This window comes from Microbacterium jejuense (assembly GCF_019511665.1).
GTDB classification, from domain to species: Bacteria; Actinomycetota; Actinomycetes; order Actinomycetales; family Microbacteriaceae; genus Microbacterium; species Microbacterium jejuense_A.
On sequence record NZ_JAEUAW010000006.1, the window covers coordinates 1 to 15,268 of the forward strand.

20 protein-coding genes are annotated in these 15,268 nt (G+C 70.5%); 8 read left to right on the forward strand and 12 right to left on the reverse strand.

Annotation, left to right across the window (positions count from 1 at the left end):
• On the forward strand, positions 1–101 hold a 101-nt coding region (locus tag JNB62_RS19180; protein ID WP_223231060.1), incomplete at its 5' end, for a DUF885 domain-containing protein.
• Positions 102–110: 9 nt separating this feature from the next.
• Here JNB62_RS19180 and JNB62_RS09185 read toward each other — a convergent pair.
• Entirely contained in the window at positions 111–746 is a 636-nt protein-coding gene (locus JNB62_RS09185) for a phosphoribosyltransferase (protein WP_220300586.1), read from the reverse strand.
• Between the two features lie 61 nt (positions 747–807).
• On the opposite strand from JNB62_RS09185, the gene JNB62_RS09190 reads away from it, so the two are divergent.
• The gene (locus JNB62_RS09190; RefSeq protein WP_220300587.1) at positions 808–1,569 is read left to right on the forward strand and encodes an SGNH/GDSL hydrolase family protein; all 762 of its coding nucleotides are present in this window, start codon (positions 808–810) and stop codon (positions 1,567–1,569) included.
• Between the two features lie 13 nt (positions 1,570–1,582).
• On the opposite strand, the gene JNB62_RS09195 is transcribed toward JNB62_RS09190, so the two are convergent.
• Positions 1,583–2,155 (reverse strand): dihydrofolate reductase family protein, encoded by a 573-nt coding sequence (locus JNB62_RS09195; RefSeq protein WP_220300588.1) that lies wholly within the window; start codon positions 2,153–2,155, stop codon positions 1,583–1,585.
• Between the two features lie 101 nt (positions 2,156–2,256).
• On the opposite strand from JNB62_RS09195, the gene JNB62_RS09200 reads away from it, so the two are divergent.
• On the forward strand, positions 2,257–2,637 hold the full coding sequence (locus tag JNB62_RS09200; protein WP_220300589.1) for an ArsR/SmtB family transcription factor: 381 nt from the start codon (positions 2,257–2,259) through the stop codon (positions 2,635–2,637).
• Complete coding sequence (locus JNB62_RS09205; RefSeq protein WP_220300590.1) at positions 2,630–3,073, forward strand: SRPBCC family protein; 444 nt, start codon at positions 2,630–2,632, stop codon at positions 3,071–3,073. Before JNB62_RS09200 ends, JNB62_RS09205 begins: the two co-directional genes overlap by 8 nt.
• A gap of 9 nt (positions 3,074–3,082) precedes the next feature.
• On the opposite strand, the gene JNB62_RS09210 is transcribed toward JNB62_RS09205, so the two are convergent.
• From JNB62_RS09210 to JNB62_RS09220, 3 genes are read right to left on the reverse strand one after another with little or no spacing between them, the layout of a single operon-like run.
• Positions 3,083–3,919: a carbohydrate kinase family protein gene (locus tag JNB62_RS09210; RefSeq protein WP_220300591.1), complete on the reverse strand. Its 837-nt coding sequence runs from the start codon at positions 3,917–3,919 to the stop codon at positions 3,083–3,085.
• The gene (locus tag JNB62_RS09215; protein WP_220300592.1) at positions 3,919–4,830 is read right to left on the reverse strand and encodes a pseudouridine-5'-phosphate glycosidase; all 912 of its coding nucleotides are present in this window, start codon (positions 4,828–4,830) and stop codon (positions 3,919–3,921) included. The genes JNB62_RS09210 and JNB62_RS09215 overlap by 1 nt, the downstream gene beginning before the upstream one ends.
• 17 nt (positions 4,831–4,847) lie before the next feature.
• A complete protein-coding gene (locus JNB62_RS09220) occupies positions 4,848–6,149 on the reverse strand; it encodes an MFS transporter (RefSeq protein WP_220300593.1) in 1,302 nt (433 codons plus the stop codon).
• Positions 6,150–6,340: 191 nt separating this feature from the next.
• Here JNB62_RS09220 and JNB62_RS09225 point away from each other — a divergent pair, with 191 nt between their 5' ends.
• The gene (locus JNB62_RS09225; RefSeq protein WP_141894593.1) at positions 6,341–6,604 is read left to right on the forward strand and encodes a DUF6458 family protein; all 264 of its coding nucleotides are present in this window, start codon (positions 6,341–6,343) and stop codon (positions 6,602–6,604) included.
• 50 nt (positions 6,605–6,654) lie between these two features.
• Here JNB62_RS09225 and JNB62_RS09230 read toward each other — a convergent pair whose 3' ends face one another.
• The gene (locus JNB62_RS09230; RefSeq protein WP_220300594.1) at positions 6,655–7,332 is read right to left on the reverse strand and encodes a GNAT family N-acetyltransferase; all 678 of its coding nucleotides are present in this window, start codon (positions 7,330–7,332) and stop codon (positions 6,655–6,657) included.
• Between the two features lie 39 nt (positions 7,333–7,371).
• Complete coding sequence (locus tag JNB62_RS09235; RefSeq protein ID WP_220300595.1) at positions 7,372–8,178, reverse strand: class I SAM-dependent methyltransferase; 807 nt, start codon at positions 8,176–8,178, stop codon at positions 7,372–7,374.
• Positions 8,179–8,223: 45 nt separating this feature from the next.
• Here JNB62_RS09235 and JNB62_RS09240 point away from each other — a divergent pair, with 45 nt between their 5' ends.
• From JNB62_RS09240 to JNB62_RS09250, 3 genes are read left to right on the forward strand one after another with little or no spacing between them, the layout of a single operon-like run.
• On the forward strand, positions 8,224–8,793 hold the full coding sequence (locus JNB62_RS09240) for a TetR/AcrR family transcriptional regulator (RefSeq protein WP_220300596.1): 570 nt from the start codon (positions 8,224–8,226) through the stop codon (positions 8,791–8,793).
• 25 nt (positions 8,794–8,818) lie between these two features.
• Entirely contained in the window at positions 8,819–9,691 is an 873-nt protein-coding gene (locus JNB62_RS09245) for a serine hydrolase domain-containing protein (protein ID WP_308291766.1), read from the forward strand.
• Positions 9,692–9,702: 11 nt separating this feature from the next.
• Positions 9,703–10,308, forward strand: coding sequence for a class I SAM-dependent methyltransferase (locus tag JNB62_RS09250; RefSeq protein WP_220300598.1), 606 nt, complete (start codon positions 9,703–9,705; stop codon positions 10,306–10,308).
• 134 nt (positions 10,309–10,442) lie between these two features.
• Here JNB62_RS09250 and JNB62_RS09255 read toward each other — a convergent pair whose 3' ends face one another.
• The 5 genes from JNB62_RS09255 to JNB62_RS09275 all read right to left on the reverse strand — a co-directional run bounded on the left by JNB62_RS09255 (position 10,443) and on the right by JNB62_RS09275 (position 15,199).
• A complete protein-coding gene (locus tag JNB62_RS09255; RefSeq protein ID WP_220300599.1) occupies positions 10,443–11,177 on the reverse strand; it encodes a class I SAM-dependent methyltransferase in 735 nt (244 codons plus the stop codon).
• 25 nt (positions 11,178–11,202) lie between these two features.
• On the reverse strand, positions 11,203–11,703 hold the full coding sequence (locus tag JNB62_RS09260; protein WP_220300600.1) for a 2'-5' RNA ligase family protein: 501 nt from the start codon (positions 11,701–11,703) through the stop codon (positions 11,203–11,205).
• A 20-nt stretch (positions 11,704–11,723) separates the two neighbouring features.
• Positions 11,724–12,653, reverse strand: a complete 930-nt coding sequence (locus JNB62_RS09265) for an NAD-dependent epimerase/dehydratase family protein (protein ID WP_220300601.1) — start codon at positions 12,651–12,653, stop codon at positions 11,724–11,726.
• Between the two features lie 84 nt (positions 12,654–12,737).
• Positions 12,738–14,108, reverse strand: coding sequence for an HNH endonuclease signature motif containing protein (locus JNB62_RS09270; protein ID WP_220300602.1), 1,371 nt, complete (start codon positions 14,106–14,108; stop codon positions 12,738–12,740).
• 641 nt (positions 14,109–14,749) lie between these two features.
• Positions 14,750–15,199, reverse strand: coding sequence for a pyridoxamine 5'-phosphate oxidase family protein (locus JNB62_RS09275; RefSeq protein ID WP_220300603.1), 450 nt, complete (start codon positions 15,197–15,199; stop codon positions 14,750–14,752).
• Positions 15,200–15,268: the final 69 nt, after the last annotated feature.

Here is a 15,268-nt window from a genome sequence, read left to right on the forward strand (position 1 = left end):
AGCGTGAGGGCGACGCGTTCTCGATCAAGCAGTTCCACAAGCGCGCGCTCGACATCGGCGGCGTCGGCCTCGACACGCTGCGCTTCGCACTGTCGCGCTGACGCGTCCCTTCATCCGAGGAGGTCGTGGCGCTGCCGCAGCAGCGCCACGACCTCCTCGTCGCTCGTCTGCGTGAACGCGTCGTAGAACTGCCCGACCGCCCAGAAATCCGCCTCGCGGTGCGGACACACGTACTCGTCCGCGGCATCGGCCGGCGGCATCCATCGCTCCGGCGCGACCGGGACGGCCAACACGATGCGCGACGGTTCGTGGCGGCGCAGGGCGCGGCACGCCGCGACGGCGCTGGCACCCGTGGCCACGCCGTCGTCCACGACGATGGCGGTGCGCCCCGCGAGGGTGGCACGACCCGTGCCGTACGCATCGGTGCGTCGCCTCAGCTCGTCGCGCTCGGTGGATTCGACGCGTTCGACGTCGTGCTCGGTCATACCCGCCCAGCGCACGGCGTCCGCCGTCACGATGCGCACTCCCTCGGCGATCGCTCCGACCGCGAACTCCTCCTGGCCGGCGGCGCCGAGCTTGCGGACGACGACGGCGTCGAGTTCGAGGCCGAGAGCCCCGGCGACCTCGGCCGCGACGACCACTCCGCCGCGGGCGATTCCCAGCACGACGGCATCCGTTCCGCGCCACGGTTCCAGATGTGCGGCGAGCACGCGCCCCGCGGCCCGCCGGTCGGCGAACAGGGCCATGGCTCCACCGTACGCCGCCGGGGCGGCGAGGAGCACCCCGCCCCGGCCATAGGGTGGAGGGGTGGCATCCGTTCGATACGTCGCGATCGGCGACTCCTTCACCGAGGGCGTGGGGGACGAGCTGCCCGACGGACACGTTCGCGGGTGGGCGGACCTCGTCGCACAGGGATGGGCGGATGCACGGGGGGAGCCGGTCGAGTATGCCAACCTGGCCATCCGCGGCAAGCTCGTGTGGCCGATCGTCGAGCAGCAGCTCGAGCCGGCCCTGGCCCTGAAGCCCACGCACCTGTCCTTCAACGGCGGCGGCAACGACATGCTGCGCCCCCGCACGAGCGTCTCGGGCGTCGTCGACGCGTTCGAGACGGTGCTGCGCCGCTGCGACGAGGAGGGCGTGCAGCTCATCGTGCTGTCGGGTGCCAACCCGTCCGGTCAGCTGCCGATGCGGCGACTCATCCAGCGTCGCGGCGACCTGCTGTCGCACGCCGTCGAGGCGCACCTCGCGTCACGCCCGGACGTCGTGCGCGCGTACAACTGGTTCGATGCCGAACTGGCGACGCCGCCGTTCTGGTCCGAGGACCGACTGCACATGAACTCCAGAGGGCATCACCGCGTCGCGGCGCGCGTGCTCGACGCGCTGGGACTCGCCCCGCACCCGGAGTGGTGGTCCCTTCCGCCGCTGCCGCCCACGGGCACGCGAGGTGCGGCCTACTACCGTGAGCACGTCGGGCCGTGGGTGCGCCGGCGGCTCACCGGCACCTCTTCGGGCGACGGCCGGGAGCCGAAGTTCGGCGGCGGCTGGACCTCGATCGCCCCGTCGGTCTGACGCGTCGACGCGTTCAGTCCTGGGGCGCCGCGGTCACGCGGTAGGTGAGCTCGGCGAACGCACCGGCCTGTCGCACGGCCGTCAGCTCGAGGCGATCCGCGCCGAGCGCGCGGGGGAGCAGCGGCTTGCCGGATGCCAGCGTGGCGGGCGCGACGGACACGCGGATCTCGTCGAGCAGTCCGGCGTCAGCGAACTGGCCCGCGAGATCGCCGCCACCGACGACCCACACGTCCTTGCCGTCGGCGGCGTCACGGATCTGCGGCCACACCTCGGCCACGTCGCCCGATGCGAAGCGGATGTCGACGCCTGGGACGATCGGCTGATCCCGGCTGCTGAACACCCACGTCGGCCGATCACCGTAGTACGAAGGCCATTTCTCGGGATGCGCCACGAGGTCCTCGTGCTCGAGCACCCAGCGGTAGGTCGACGAGCCCTGGACCAGAACGCCGATGCCGGCGAGGAACTCGTGGAAGTCGGCATCGCCTCCTTCGCCGCCGGGGACCGAGAACAGCCAGTCCAGCGAGTCCTCGTCGTCGGCGAGGAAGCCATTGAGCGTGGTGGCGGTGTAGAAGATCACGCGAGCCATGCCGTCACCGTAACGCGACCCGCCGACACCGCTCCTCCCAGGGTGTTGACACGTATTCAACCAGGTAGTACTGTACTGATCAGTTGAATACGAGGTGAGTCATGACCGACACCCTGAGCCGCACCTTCGCGGCACTGGCGGATCCGACACGACGCGCCATCCTCGCCCGACTGAGCGAGGGTGAAGCGACCGTCGGCGAGCTCGCCGAGCCGTTCGACATGACCTTCGCGGCCGTGTCGAAGCACCTGCGCGTGCTGCAGGAGGCCGGGCTCGTCACGCGCGGCCGCACCGCCCAGTACCGCCCCGCCCAGCTCGACGCACGGCCGCTGGCGGCCGCATCCGCATGGATCGGCGACTACGCGAGATTCTGGGACGACAGCCTCACCGCGCTCGACCAGTACCTCAACGCCCTGCAGCAGCTGGGCGCCACCACACCTGAGAACGACCCCCGCACGAACGACAAGGAGAACGACCATGACTGAGTACTTCACGGTGACCCGCACCCTGCGGGCACCCCGCGAGCTGGTGTTCGAGACCCTCATCAAGCCCGAGCACTTCGCCGTGTGGTTCGGCACCGCCGCGGTCGAGGTGCCGCAAGAGACCCTCACGATGGACGTGCGACCCGGCGGCCAGTTCCGCGCCGTGATGCACCTGCCGGACGGCAACCGCATCGACTGGGCGGGCGAGTACAAGGTGGTGGAGCCGCCGTCGCACCTGTCCATGACGCTCACCGACCAGCCGGGCGACGACACGGGTCTTCCGGTGCTGTTCGACCTTGAAGAGACCACCGACGGCACCGTTCTGACGATCCGACAGGACCGGTCCGACTTCACCGACGAGCAGGTCGCCGCCACGATCGCCGGCTACAACGAGTTCATCGACGACATCGAGCGCGTGCTGGAGCGGCTGCAGGCCTGAGAGCCGTCGTCACAGGGCGCCCGGACGCCGCAGCGCGCTCATCGCGAGCACGCTGCCCGCCCGGGCGCTCTCGTACGCATCGGCGCCGGCCAGCGCCGCAGTGAGGCACCCGGCGGCGAACGCGTCACCCGCCCCGGTCGAGTCGATCACGCGGTCGACACCCTCGACGGGCACGTCGGACGAGACTCCGTCCACCGTGACGCGGACGGGACGCGGACCGCGCTTGACGACGTAGACGCCGGGGATCTCGATCCGGAGCTCGGCCGCGACCCGCGACTCGTCGTCGTTCGCGAACACGACGTCAGGGCGCACGTCGTCGAGGATCCTCTGGAGCACGACATCGCCGAGGCCGCGCATCGTCGCGACACTCGACAGATCGACGCTCACACGCGCACCGTCGGCAGCCGCCCGAGCCGCGGCATCCATCAGCGCGCGGCGTGAACGCGGCACCGCGAACCCGTACAGCGGCATGTGCACCCACTGTGCGCCGCGCAGCCATGCCGGGTCGATCGCATCGAGCTCGGCCGCGGCGCCGCGGTCGGTGATCATCGTGCGTTCGCCCACCGCATCGACGAGCACGACGATCGAACCGGTGCGACCAGCGCGCTGCACCCGCACCTCGACGCCGGCAGACTCCAGCTCGGCGACGAGCGCGTGGGCGAGGGTGTCGTCGCCGACGCGGCCGACGAAACGGACGGGATGCCGCGGCCCGGCCGCCGCGGCCACGTTCGCCGCGCTGCCGCCCCGCGTGAGGCGCACCTCGGCGGGATTGTCGGTGCCGCGCTCCAGGGCCGCTCCGCCGAGCACGATCAGATCGGCGACGAGGTCCCCGATGACGACGAGCATCAGACGGCCGACAGGGCGGCGGCGATGCGGGCGCCGAGGTCGACGTTGCCGCGGTACACCTCGACGTTGACGTCGAGACTGCGACCGGCCGTCTCGCGCTGGAAGTAGTCGAGAAGGAAGGGCGTGGTGTCGTGCCCGGCGATGCCGTCGGCCTCGGCGGCCGCGAGCGCTCGGCGCAGCACGCGGTCGTGCTCGCGCGGATCCAGCTGCCGCTCGACGGCGAGCGGGTTGGCGACGAGAAGGGTCGACGCGATACCCAGCTCGTCGCGCGTGCGCGCGATCGCGGCGATCTCGGCGGGGGAGTCGACCGCGTACTCGATGTCGTGACCCGAATCGGCCACGTAGAAGCCCGGGTAGTCGGTCGTGCGGTAGCCGACCACCGCAAGACCGAGCGTCTCGAGGCGCTCCAGGGTGAGCGGGATGTCGAGGATCGACTTCACTCCGGCGCTCACCACCACCAGCGGCAGCCCCGCGAGCGCGGGAAGGTCGGCGGACTCGTCGAACGTCTGGGCGGCACCACGATGCACGCCGCCCAGGCCGCCGGTCGCGAACACCCGCACGCCCGCGCGCGCCGCGAGAAAGGCCGTCGCCGCGACCGTGGTCCCCGCACTCAGCCCCTTCACCGCTGCCACCGGCACGTCGCGCACGCTCGCCTTGACCACGCCGTCAGCCGTGCCGAGCTGCTCGATCTCGTCGGGCGTCAGGCCGACAGTCGGCCTGCCGTCGACGAGGCCGATCGTCGCGGGCACGACGCCGAGCGCGCGGACGCGCGCCTCGGCTTCGAGCGCGACGTCGATGTTGCGCGGGCGCGGCAGCCCGTGGGTGAAGATCGTCGACTCCAGTGCGAGCACCGGTTCGCCGTTCGCGACGGCCGCCCGCACCTCGGGTGCGACGACGAGAGGATCGGACAAGTGAGTATCTTGGCGGATCAGCCGCGCTGTCGTCGCGGCGCGCGCGGCGGGTCGATGCCCAGCCGGATCCGTGTGCGCTTGCGCTCGATGACGATGAAGGTCCCCCCGAGCGCCCACAGCGGCACCTGCATGAGGAACGCGATGCGGAAAGCGTCCAGGCTGTACGTCGCGGGCGTGCCCGCGCCCTGCAGGTCGAGGGCGAGTCCGATGAGGAGGATCGCGACGAGCGCCGCCAGGAACCCTCCCGCGTTCGTCACCCCCGTGGCTGTGCTCAGGCGGTGCGAAGGGTTGTGCGTGCGGGCGTGATCGAAGGCGATCATGGATGCCGGACCGCCGGTCGCGAGGGCCACCGCGAGCACGAGCAACAGCCACAGCGGCGCCGGCCCCGGGTACGCGATGACCGCGAGCCATGCGAGCGCCTGGACCACGACCGTGGGCAGCACGAGGGCACGCGACCGCAGGTGCGGCACCCGGCGTGAGAGCTCGCCCATGATGGGGCCGAGCGCCATGCCGACCACGACGTACAGCGACATGATCGACGCGGCCTCTGCCGTGCTGCGCCCTTCGCCGGCGGTGAGGAACGGCATGCCCCACAGCAGCACGAACGCCGTACCCGCGAACGGCGTGGTGAAGTGCGACCAGAACGCCAGCCTCGTGCCGGGGTGCGCCCACGCGGCGCGGATGCCGACACCGGTGTCGACGGCCGAGGTGACGACCCGGATCGCACCGGTGTCGGTGTCGACGGATACGTCCTCGTCGCGGTCGGGCGGATGGTTGCGGATGAGCAGGAACACCAGCACGGCGAACAGCACGCCGAGCCCCGCGATGCTTCCGAACGTGATGGACCATGTCGTCGCGTGCAGCAGGGCAGCCAAGGGCACTAGGGCGACCAGCTGACCCGTCTGCCCGACGATGCCGGTGAGCTGCACCATGATGGGACCCCGCTGTGCGGGGAACCACGTCGCGATCAGGCGCAGCACGCCGGGGAAGACGGCCGCGTCACCCGCACCGAGCAGCATGCGTGCGAGGATCGCCACTCCGACGCTGGGCGAGACGGCCATGGTGAGCTGGCCCACCGCCATGAGCAGCATCCCGATCGTCATGATCGGCCGGGCGCCATACCGGTCCAGCAGCACGCCGATCGGGATCTGCATGCCGCCGTAGACGGCGAGCTGGACGACGGCGAACAGCGACAGCGTCGCGGCGTCGGCGTCGAACCGGGCCGCGGCGTCCACGCCGACGGCGCTGAGCGAAGAGCGGTTCGTGATCGCGAGCACGTACGCGGCGACCCCGACGGTCCAGATGATCCATGCCCGCATCCCCGGCCCCCTCGCGGCGGGGCGGGACAGGCTGTGCACCCTTAAAGCGTAGTCACCGGGCAGGAGGGGTCGCGGCATCCACTTGTCAAGCCCCTCCCGGCGGAACCGCGGGATCGACCAGCCTGGTACCCGGGACAACCCCGTCCCCAGGCCCGGGGAGGGCTGAGGAGCACTCCGGAAAGGAGCTTCGCATGAGTATCGGAGCAGGAATCGTACTGTTCGCGATCGGAGCCATCCTGGCGTTCGCGCTGAACGTTCAGGTGGACTGGGTCAACCTCGACATGATCGGCTACATCCTGATGGGCGCCGGCGTCGTGATCTTCCTTGTCGGCATCGTCCTGATGATGCGTCGCCGTCGGTCCGACGTGGTGACGCACACGGCAGTGGATCCCGCCGGAGACGAGCGAGTCGTGCGCCGTTCGACGCGCACGCCGGACGACACCGCCGGACTCTGACGCACAGCACGTGGGGCGGGCGCTCGGGGGCGCCCGCCCCACTTCTGCGTTCAGGCGTCGGTCGGGGTCCGGATAGCCTCGACCCCCTCGAGTTCGACAGGGGCGCCGAGGAGGGCCGCGTGCGAGGTGCGCAGCGACTCCCAGCGCTCCCGCGTCATGAGGTAGCGGTTGTGCCGCACGGCGACACCCTCCCGCGCCACGAGCTCCGATCCGTCGGCCTCATACCCGAGGCGGCGCGAGACCGCATTCGACGCCGCGTTGTCGGCGAACGCACCCGAGGTCGCCGCAACGGCGCCGAAGCCCTCGAAGGCCAGATGCAGCACCAGCGCCCGCATGCGCGACCCGATGCCATGGCCTTGATGCTCCCGGCCGAGCCACGAGCCGCTCTGCACCGTCCGCAGCACGGACCAGTCCTTGGCCGTCAGCCCCTGCACGCCCACGGGCGCGCCGCGGTGCATGACCGCGAACTCGAGCACGAACGCCTGCGGCGACACGTTGCCGCGCAGGCTCCATTGGTAGGTGAGCACGCTGCGCGCGACCTCGTCGGCGGTGCCGCGCGTCCACGGATGCTCGAACGGCATGGCCTCGGGAGAGTGGATGCCGCGCCCGGCGATCTCCGCGAGTTCGAGGAGCAGGTCGTCGTCGATCCAGCGCAGCTCCAGGTCTCCGGCGCGCGCTCGAACGGCGGAGGCGGGCCAGAGTCGCGCGAGGGTGTCACGGTGCGGCATCCCGGAAGTCTCTCAGAAGAGGATTGTCTGGGGAGGACGTCATTCGCGCGGTGCACGCTCGGCCAGCAGGCCGACGGTCGTATACGCCATCTCGAAGGCCCCGCCGGCCCGGTCGATCACCGAACCCATGCCCTGAAGCAGCCGCTCGAGCGACTCCGGCGGGATGCTGTCGTGTCCACCGGACGTCGGCACCTGATCGAGCCAGGCCTCCCGTGTGACGTGCGCCGACCATGTGATCCGCAGCGGCCGCGGGGTGCGGAAAGCGCCGGCCGCCCGGAGTCCCTCGGCCGCGGCATCCACGAACCTGCCATAGCCCTCCGCGGCCGAGGCGTCGCTCGCGAACGGTGTGAAGGGCAGTCCGGTCTCGACCGAGCGATAGACCTCGGCGAATCCGGCCGCGATCTCGCGGGGAGGGTCCCCCGCGTTCCAGAACAGCGCGATGCGTCCGCCGTCTACCAATGCAGCAGCGGCGCGCTGTGCGCCGACGACCGGTTCGATCCAGTGCCAGCTCTGACCTGAGATGACGGCGTCGAAGCGCCGACCGGGGGCGTCCCATTCCTCGAAACGAGCGATATCGACGGAGATGCCGCGAGCACGCGCGATCTCGGCCATCCTCTCGTCGGGTTCGACGCCGTGCACGTCGCAGCCCGCCCGCAGGAAAGGCAGGGCCGCGATGCCGGTGCCAATGCCCACATCCAGGACGCGGCGGCCCGACAACCCGTCGAGCACCTCGTCGGCGAGCGCCGTCGGGTACTGCGGGCGTGCACGGTCGTACCGTGCAGCATCGGAACCGAAGCCCTCGGCGATCGCACGGTGATCGTGAGGCTGTGAGGGTAAAGTGACCATGTGCCCACTCTAAATGGGCACGCGCCCACTTGAAAGGAACTTGTCGTGCCGACGGGGAGAGCACTCGAAGACGCGCGCAGCATGCTGCTGGAGACGGGTCGGCGCATCCTCGCCGCCGAAGGCACCGGTGGTCTCACAAGTCGGTCGGTGACCGACCGAGCCGGAGTGGCCAAGGGTGTGCTGCATCGGCACTTCGCAGACTTCGATGCCTACCTCGCGGCGCTGGTCACCGACGATGCAGCGCGCATCCGCTCGATCGAGCCCCGCTCCGCCGGATCGACGGTCGATGCCGTGACCGATGTCGTCGAGCAGGTCTTCACGCCGACGACCCGGGCGCTCGTCGCGCTCGTCATCAGCCGGGACGAGGTGCGTCGCCGTGTACGCTCGCCCGGCTCATACGGGATCCCGCTGCTGATGGACGCGACCGCGGTCGTCATGGACGTACTCGCGGCAGGACGCGAGGTCGGCTGGATCCGACGGGATGCCGATGTGGCTGCCCTTGCGCTCGCACTCATCGGTAGTGCGCACCTGCTCTACGCCGGAGAACTCGGGGCGTTCCCCGACCATTCGGCCACGCATGAGGTCGTGGAGTCGATCCTCGTCGGGTCTCTGTGAGCCGACGCTCTGCCAGACTGCTGGGGTGAGCGCCTCCGACGTCCTCGAGACCATCGTCCGCGACATCGACGCCGCGGACCTGGGCGCTTACGGCGTCCACGTCCGAGTGGGAGACGACGAGGCACAGCATCGCTGGCGCAGCGACGACCGCGTCAACATCTACTCGGCGTCGAAGGGCGTCTGCGCCCTGGCCGTCGGGATGGCCGTGGATGCCGGCATCCTCTCTCTCGAGACGACCGTCGGTGAGCTGCTGCCGACGTTCGAGCTCGGCGAGAACGTGGATCGCGTGACGGTGCGGCACCTGCTGACGATGACCAGCGGCATCGACTTCGAATGGTTCGGCGACCAGCCCGTGCCATGGCCGGACCTCGCCCAGGAGATGCTGCGACGCCCCTCCTCGGGCGCGGGCACGACGTTCCAGTACAGCGACGCGAGCACGTACACCGCGATGCGGCTGCTGGGCGTTCTCGTCGGCGATGTGCGCGACTGGCTCATGCCGCGGCTGTTCGACCCTCTCGGCATCCACAATCCGCAGTGGCATCGCTGCCCGCAGGGCTGGATCGTCGGCGGCAGCGGGCTGGAGCTGCGCACCGAGGAGCTCGCCCGGATCGGCCGCGTGCTGCGCGACCGCGGGCGATGGGGCGTCACGCAGCTGGTCAGCGCCGAGTGGGTCGATCGCATGCACGACGACTGGGTCGCGACACCCTACGGCGGCTCGTCGTCGCATTACGCGCTCGCCGTCTGGCAGGGCCCCGCCGCCTGCTGGCGCCTCGACGGCAAGTACGGTCAGTACGTCGTGATCGACGACGCCGCCACGTCGGTCGTCACGATCACGGCGCACGAGGAGTCGCGGGATCACCTGCTGGCCTCGATCGCCGCGGCGGCGATCACCGGCTGAGGAGAGAGTGGATGCCTCGTCCCGATGCGCCTCGGTGGAACCACAACATCCACTTCCACCGCGTCGTGCTCGACGCGATCCCGGCCGGGGCGACGTCGGCGCTCGACGTGGGGACCGGGAACGGCATGCTCGCGCGAGACCTCCGGGATCGCCTGCCCGATGTCACGGGCGTCGACGTCGACGCGACGGTCCTGTCCGAAGCGGCCGCGGAGCACGGCGACGACATCGCGTGGACGTGTGCTGACGTGATGTCGCATGACTTCGGCCGGAGCTTCGATGTCGTGGCATCCATCGCGACCCTCCACCACTTCAGCGACCTCCACGGCGCGCTCCGACGGCTGCGCGAGCTCACGGCGCCCGGCGGCGTCCTTGTCGTGATCGGGCTCGCCGCGGATGCGTCGCTCGGCGACCGGCTGCGCGGCCTGGCCGGTGTGGCGCAGCATCAGTACTACGTCCGGACCCGCAACCTGTGGGAGCACTCAGCGCCCACGGTCTGGCCACCACCGCACACCTATGCCGAGGTTCGCGAGAGCGCGGCCAGGGTGCTGCCGGGTGTGCGCTGGCGACAGTACGCGCTGTGGCGCTATTCGCTCACGTGGCACCGACCGCCGGGGTAACCATCGCCGCGATGCGGCTGGTGGTGCGCCCATCTGCCGAACGGCCGTCGGCTGAAGCGACTGCGGCAGCTCGGGCCAAGCACGACGCCGCGCCGCGGTCCCGGCCGTCCGGTCGAGCCGGGGCGCCAGCCTGCTCAGGCCGGGCGCGCGACGATGAGCCAGGAGGTGTAGTGCTCGGTGACTGCGCCGCCGAGAGCCGCGGCCGCGGACGCCGCCTCACCTGCCTCTTCCTGCGTCCAGTCGCTGAACGTGGCGAACAGTGCGCGGATCTGCTCCTCGGTCAGTTCGATCGACCAGCGGTATCGGTGCACGGGGTCGACGGCGAACAGCCCGGAATCGGCGATCCGCTGCGCCGCCGCGTCGGCGTCTTCCGCGTTGCCGGGACGCGTGGTGGTGCGCCGCGCCACGATCGCCTGCACCGCTCGGCGGAACGGCGTCACCGGTGCCTCGGCGTCGCCGAACACGTTGCGCCACACCATCAATCGCCCGTCCGGCTTCAGCGCGCGTCGCACCAGCGGCAGGACGACATCCAGATCCATCCAGTGGATCGCGGTCGCCGCGACCACCAGATCGAACGTCGCGGGGGCCAAGCTGAGTTCCTCCGCCCGTGACCGCACGACCGTCACCTCCGGAAGCCGGCGCGCGAGGACCGCTGCGAGGTTCGCCCCCGGCTCGACCGCCGTCACCTCCATGCCGGCCGCGCCGAGCACGCGGGTCGCCTCGCCGCTCCCCGCACCGAGGTCCAGCGCGCGTCGCCCCGGACGCAGGAGCCCGCTGGCCCGCACGTCCCGCCACAGCGCGTCAGGATAGGGCGGGCGCGCCGCGCCGTAGGCGTCGGCCATGCCGTCGAAGTGCATCGGGTCGACCACGCCGCGAGCCTAGCCCGCCGCGCAGTCAGGTGCCGCCGGCATCCTTCCCCAACTCGAGCGCCGAGATGACGGTGGCGCTCCTCCCGGTCATGCTCGCGATGGCGATGAACGGCAGCCGCACGCTCGTGCCGGACGCTGTCGACACGCCGGGAACGTGCGTCATGTGCGGGCGGTACCCGTCGCGCCAGTACGCGGGAGCATCGACGGCGAACCCCGCGAGTCCGTGGAGCGCATCAGCCAGGCGCTCGTGCAAGGCGACGATCTGCGGCGACTCCACGAGCTGCACAGGGATGTCGTGCAGCGGGCCGAACCAGGCGCGATCGCCGAAGCGCAGCACCAGTGGCGGCTCGACGGCGCATGCGCGCGTCACGACTCGCACCACCACCTCGCTCGGTTCCGAAACCACGAAGTTCGAGGCGAGGGTGACGTGCGCCGGCCACGCACGGCGGTCGACGGTCTGTCCTACGGCGAGCGGCTCGGGCAGCGCGAGGACGACGAGCAGCGTGCGGGAGTCGTTCTCGGCCATCTCCACAATGTCACCGATCGTCACAGCGTCGAGACCACCCAGTGAGCCTCGGCGGCGATCAGGTCGACGCCACGGCCGACGGGTCGATAGCCGAGCTGCTCCGACGCCGACGTGTCCAGCACGATCGGGTGCAGAGCCGCCCACGGATTCGCACCGCGCTCATCGTCGCCGGACAGGAGTTCGATCTGGCCGTGCCAGTCGAGCGCATCTCCGATCGAGCGCACGATCTCGGCGGCGGTCGGGACGTCCGGATCCGCACTGTTGAGCACGCGCGCGGCGGGCGCTCCGGCGACGGTCTCGATCAGCGAGGCCGTGTTGTCGGCGGCGGTGAGGTGATCGACGGACTCCCCGAGCCGGGCGAGCGGAATGACGTCGTCGCCGCGCAGCATCCTCTCGACGAAGGTGCGCGTACGGGCGTTGCGCGCCCACCGGCCGTGGACCTTCGATGGGCGGATGACGGTGACCGGCAGCCCGCTGTCGAGCAGGACGCGTTCGACGGCGACCTTGGAGGGCGCGTAGCCTTCGCGGGTGTACGGATCGACGTCGTCTTCGGCCGGCGGCAGGGTCGGGTTCGATTCCGCCAGGGGAACGACGAAGCGCGGGGCCTCGTCGCCGTTGATGTGCCGGCCCTGCGCGTCGACGTAGACGGCACGCGACGAGATCACGATGGGGGAGCGGATCGCCGTCAGTACGGGGAGCAGCGCCCGCGCGTCGGCGGCGCGATAGGCGAGGAGGTCGACCAGAAGCTCCGCACCGGCGCCGACGAGCCGCTCGATCGCCGCGGTGTCGCTGCGGTCGATCGCGTGGAACCGCACGCCCGCACGGATGAGTTCGTCCGGCATCGACCCGGGGGAGCGCCCGGTGACGTCGACCGTCCATCCCGCGCCGGCCAGCCGGGCAGCCGTCGCAGCGCCGATCGCACCTGTTCCGCCGAGTATGACCGCACGCATCCGTCCAGCCTGACACAGGCTCCTGCTGCAGCTCTCTGGGGAGAGACGGTGGAGGGCCGATCCCCGCGCGCGGTCGACGACTGGTCAGAACGGTGGAGTGTCGGCCGGGTCGGGCAGATTGTCGAGAATGGCGCGGACGCGCTCAGTCAGCCCGGCGAAGGGATGCCGCGTCCGGTGGCCGCTTGGAAACTCCACCTCGACGGTGCCGTCGTTGCGTCGGTGATGCCGGAGCATGGTGGTGTCTTTGAGTGCATGGTCGGGGTCGCACAGCGGATCGAGATTGCCGATGTCGGTCTCGCCGCGGCCGGGGCCGTGGTACGGGCAGTGGTGGTCGATGTCGGCGTCGAGCGCGAGGCGTTCGCACCCGTCGCGGGCGCAGGTGCCGTGAACGAGCGCGAGCCACTCGCGCTGCGCACGCGTCGCGATGCGGGCGCGACGGTCCATGTCGAGGATCACGCCGGTCACGGGATCCGTGATCACGCGGGTGAACGCCCCCGCGTCCAGCAGCAGCTGACGGGCGGTCGCGTCATCTATCGGCCCGACACCGGGGATCATGCACTCGCTGTTCAGGTCCAGCCCCACCACGCCTGGGCGTGCGCCCGCGCCGCGGACGCTGGAGCGTGCGACGGGGGAGAGCCGGTCGAGCGGCACGGTGACCAGCACCTTGGCCTTCACCGTCGTCGCCTCTCCACCGGCAAGAAGGTCCGCGAAGAGGTCCGCACGGATCTGCTCCGTTGTGCGCCCGTCGCGCTCCACCACGGGCAGATGCTTGGCCGTCAGTGTGAGTTCGCGGTCGATCGCGTGCGCACGTTCGGTGGCGACCAGTCCATACACCCACGACATCCCGTCGGCGACGTCCTCGACGTAGACGGTGCGCCTCGCGAACGCATCCGCATGGCGCTGCGTGCGCGTTCGAGCCGTGAGCCGATCGGCGACCACCCGCGCCTGCCGGCGCGTTGCCGCGACCGTCGCAGAAACAGCGACCTCGCGCAGCAGCTCGTCGAACGCGGCGACTTCAGCCGGGCATTCTGCGAACGCCGGCAGCTGCGCCACCACCGCCTTCACGTGAGGAATCGAGATCAGCCCGTCCCGAGCCGCCTGCCACACGCGTGGCAGCTCGTCTCGCGCCTGCGCGGCTATCGCGGCCGACGATCGAACCTCGCCTTCGGTGAGCCGCAGCCGCGAAGACGCCTCCAGCACAGCGCATCGCTCAGCCAGAGCCGCGTCGCCACCCAACGGGGCCATCTCACGGTCAGCGCGGCGCGGAACGAAGTCCGCATTCACGTAGAGCGCGGGGTGGACGCGTACGAACTCCAGCACGTCTGCGAGGTGCTCGCATTGCCGCGCCGCACGCCGATTCGCCTCGAACTGCTCGGCCTCCGCATCCAGGAACATCTCCCGCAGCACGAACACGTCAGCGACCCGCTCCATGGGGCGAGACGTGGCGCTCTGCATACTGGCAGTTTAGTATATATGTACGATAGATGGGTAGCGTATTTCGCTGTTGCAGCCGAATCATCACCGTCGGCCAACCCAAGGGCGTGTGTCGCAGTCGAACAGAATTCGCAGTCTCAGCGAGCCGAAGCGAACGTGTGACGCGTCCAGAGCGGGGGAGTCACCTGATCGGTCGGGCACGCCGCAGTGACCTCGCGGAGCGGTCGAGGCAGGACGGCTGATGAGCCGCGTGCGGCAGAGAGAGAGGTGGGCACGGTGTCCGCGGGCTCGGATGCCGCTCAATTGGATCCGGTTCATCCTGTTGTCGGCGACGATGCGGCGCGACAGCCGTACGCAACCGGGCTGTGGGATCCGCAGGCGCGCCACGACTGCGTCCGACGAACGAGGATTCGACAACGCCGGCGCGGAAGCTCGCCGTACGGCGGAGAGGAGGTTCGCACCGCGCCGTGAAACGACGCCTCACGCGAGTTGACATAATGTGCATTATCGGCGATTCCCAATCAACCTTGCCGCCCCTTCTGAAGGCCCCTCTCAGCGCAACATTCCAGTAGGGCCCGGCCGCCGGCATCCACCAACTCAGCGCACACTGCACCGCACCGGCGTCACGAACTGCGCCACAGCGACGCAGAATCACGCGGTCGTCAGACGACCCACGAACCGTCGCGCATCAGCACGCGACCGGCGAGCTCGTTCGACTCGCGCCACGCCTGGATGCGCGTCGGCCGCAGCACGAGGTACACATAACCGTCGAGCCTGCGCGGATCCCAGTCCGCCTGAGCGGCGTACGCCTCGCCGAGCGCCGCGTCCTCATCGACGCCCACGGAGCGCTCCAGCTCGACGTCGAGCAGCGCGACGTCACGCGTGGGCCCGACGGCGAGGCGCGCCACACCAGCCGCGCCGAGATTGCGCGCCGTGACGGAGGACGCAGCCAGCGCGATCACTGCGCGCTCGTCGATCCATGCCAATGACAGCGGCACCAGGTACGGTCCGCCGTCGACGGACGCCGTCGCCACCCACACGTCTGCGGCGGGCGCCGTCAGCGCGGCGACGAGATCGGCCTTGCGGGTCGCACGATCACGTGGTTCAGGCATCGGACTCTCCTGTCTGTTCACCACGGGCCTGTCTGCCCGGCGAGCCAGTCTGACAGACGCCGACGCACG

What these genes read in the sequence shown, in the direction of transcription:
- JNB62_RS09200 (WP_220300589.1), top strand. Translation starts at nt 2,257, where the DNA reads ATGACCGACACCCTGAGCCGCACCTTCGCGGCACTGGCGGATCCGACA.
- JNB62_RS09270 (WP_220300602.1), bottom strand. Translation starts at nt 14,108, where the DNA reads ATGCAGAGCGCCACGTCTCGCCCCATGGAGCGGGTCGCTGACGTGTTC.
- JNB62_RS09265 (WP_220300601.1), bottom strand. Translation starts at nt 12,653, where the DNA reads ATGCGTGCGGTCATACTCGGCGGAACAGGTGCGATCGGCGCTGCGACG.
- JNB62_RS09250 (WP_220300598.1), top strand. Translation starts at nt 9,703, where the DNA reads ATGCCTCGTCCCGATGCGCCTCGGTGGAACCACAACATCCACTTCCAC.
- JNB62_RS09225 (WP_141894593.1), top strand. Translation starts at nt 6,341, where the DNA reads ATGAGTATCGGAGCAGGAATCGTACTGTTCGCGATCGGAGCCATCCTG.
- JNB62_RS09230 (WP_220300594.1), bottom strand. Translation starts at nt 7,332, where the DNA reads ATGCCGCACCGTGACACCCTCGCGCGACTCTGGCCCGCCTCCGCCGTT.
- JNB62_RS09195 (WP_220300588.1), bottom strand. Translation starts at nt 2,155, where the DNA reads ATGGCTCGCGTGATCTTCTACACCGCCACCACGCTCAATGGCTTCCTC.
- JNB62_RS09185 (WP_220300586.1), bottom strand. Translation starts at nt 746, where the DNA reads ATGGCCCTGTTCGCCGACCGGCGGGCCGCGGGGCGCGTGCTCGCCGCA.
- JNB62_RS09220 (WP_220300593.1), bottom strand. Translation starts at nt 6,149, where the DNA reads ATGCGGGCATGGATCATCTGGACCGTCGGGGTCGCCGCGTACGTGCTC.
- JNB62_RS09275 (WP_220300603.1), bottom strand. Translation starts at nt 15,199, where the DNA reads ATGCCTGAACCACGTGATCGTGCGACCCGCAAGGCCGATCTCGTCGCC.
- JNB62_RS09210 (WP_220300591.1), bottom strand. Translation starts at nt 3,919, where the DNA reads ATGCTCGTCGTCATCGGGGACCTCGTCGCCGATCTGATCGTGCTCGGC.
- JNB62_RS09260 (WP_220300600.1), bottom strand. Translation starts at nt 11,703, where the DNA reads ATGGCCGAGAACGACTCCCGCACGCTGCTCGTCGTCCTCGCGCTGCCC.
- JNB62_RS09205 (WP_220300590.1), top strand. Translation starts at nt 2,630, where the DNA reads ATGACTGAGTACTTCACGGTGACCCGCACCCTGCGGGCACCCCGCGAG.
- JNB62_RS09235 (WP_220300595.1), bottom strand. Translation starts at nt 8,178, where the DNA reads ATGGTCACTTTACCCTCACAGCCTCACGATCACCGTGCGATCGCCGAG.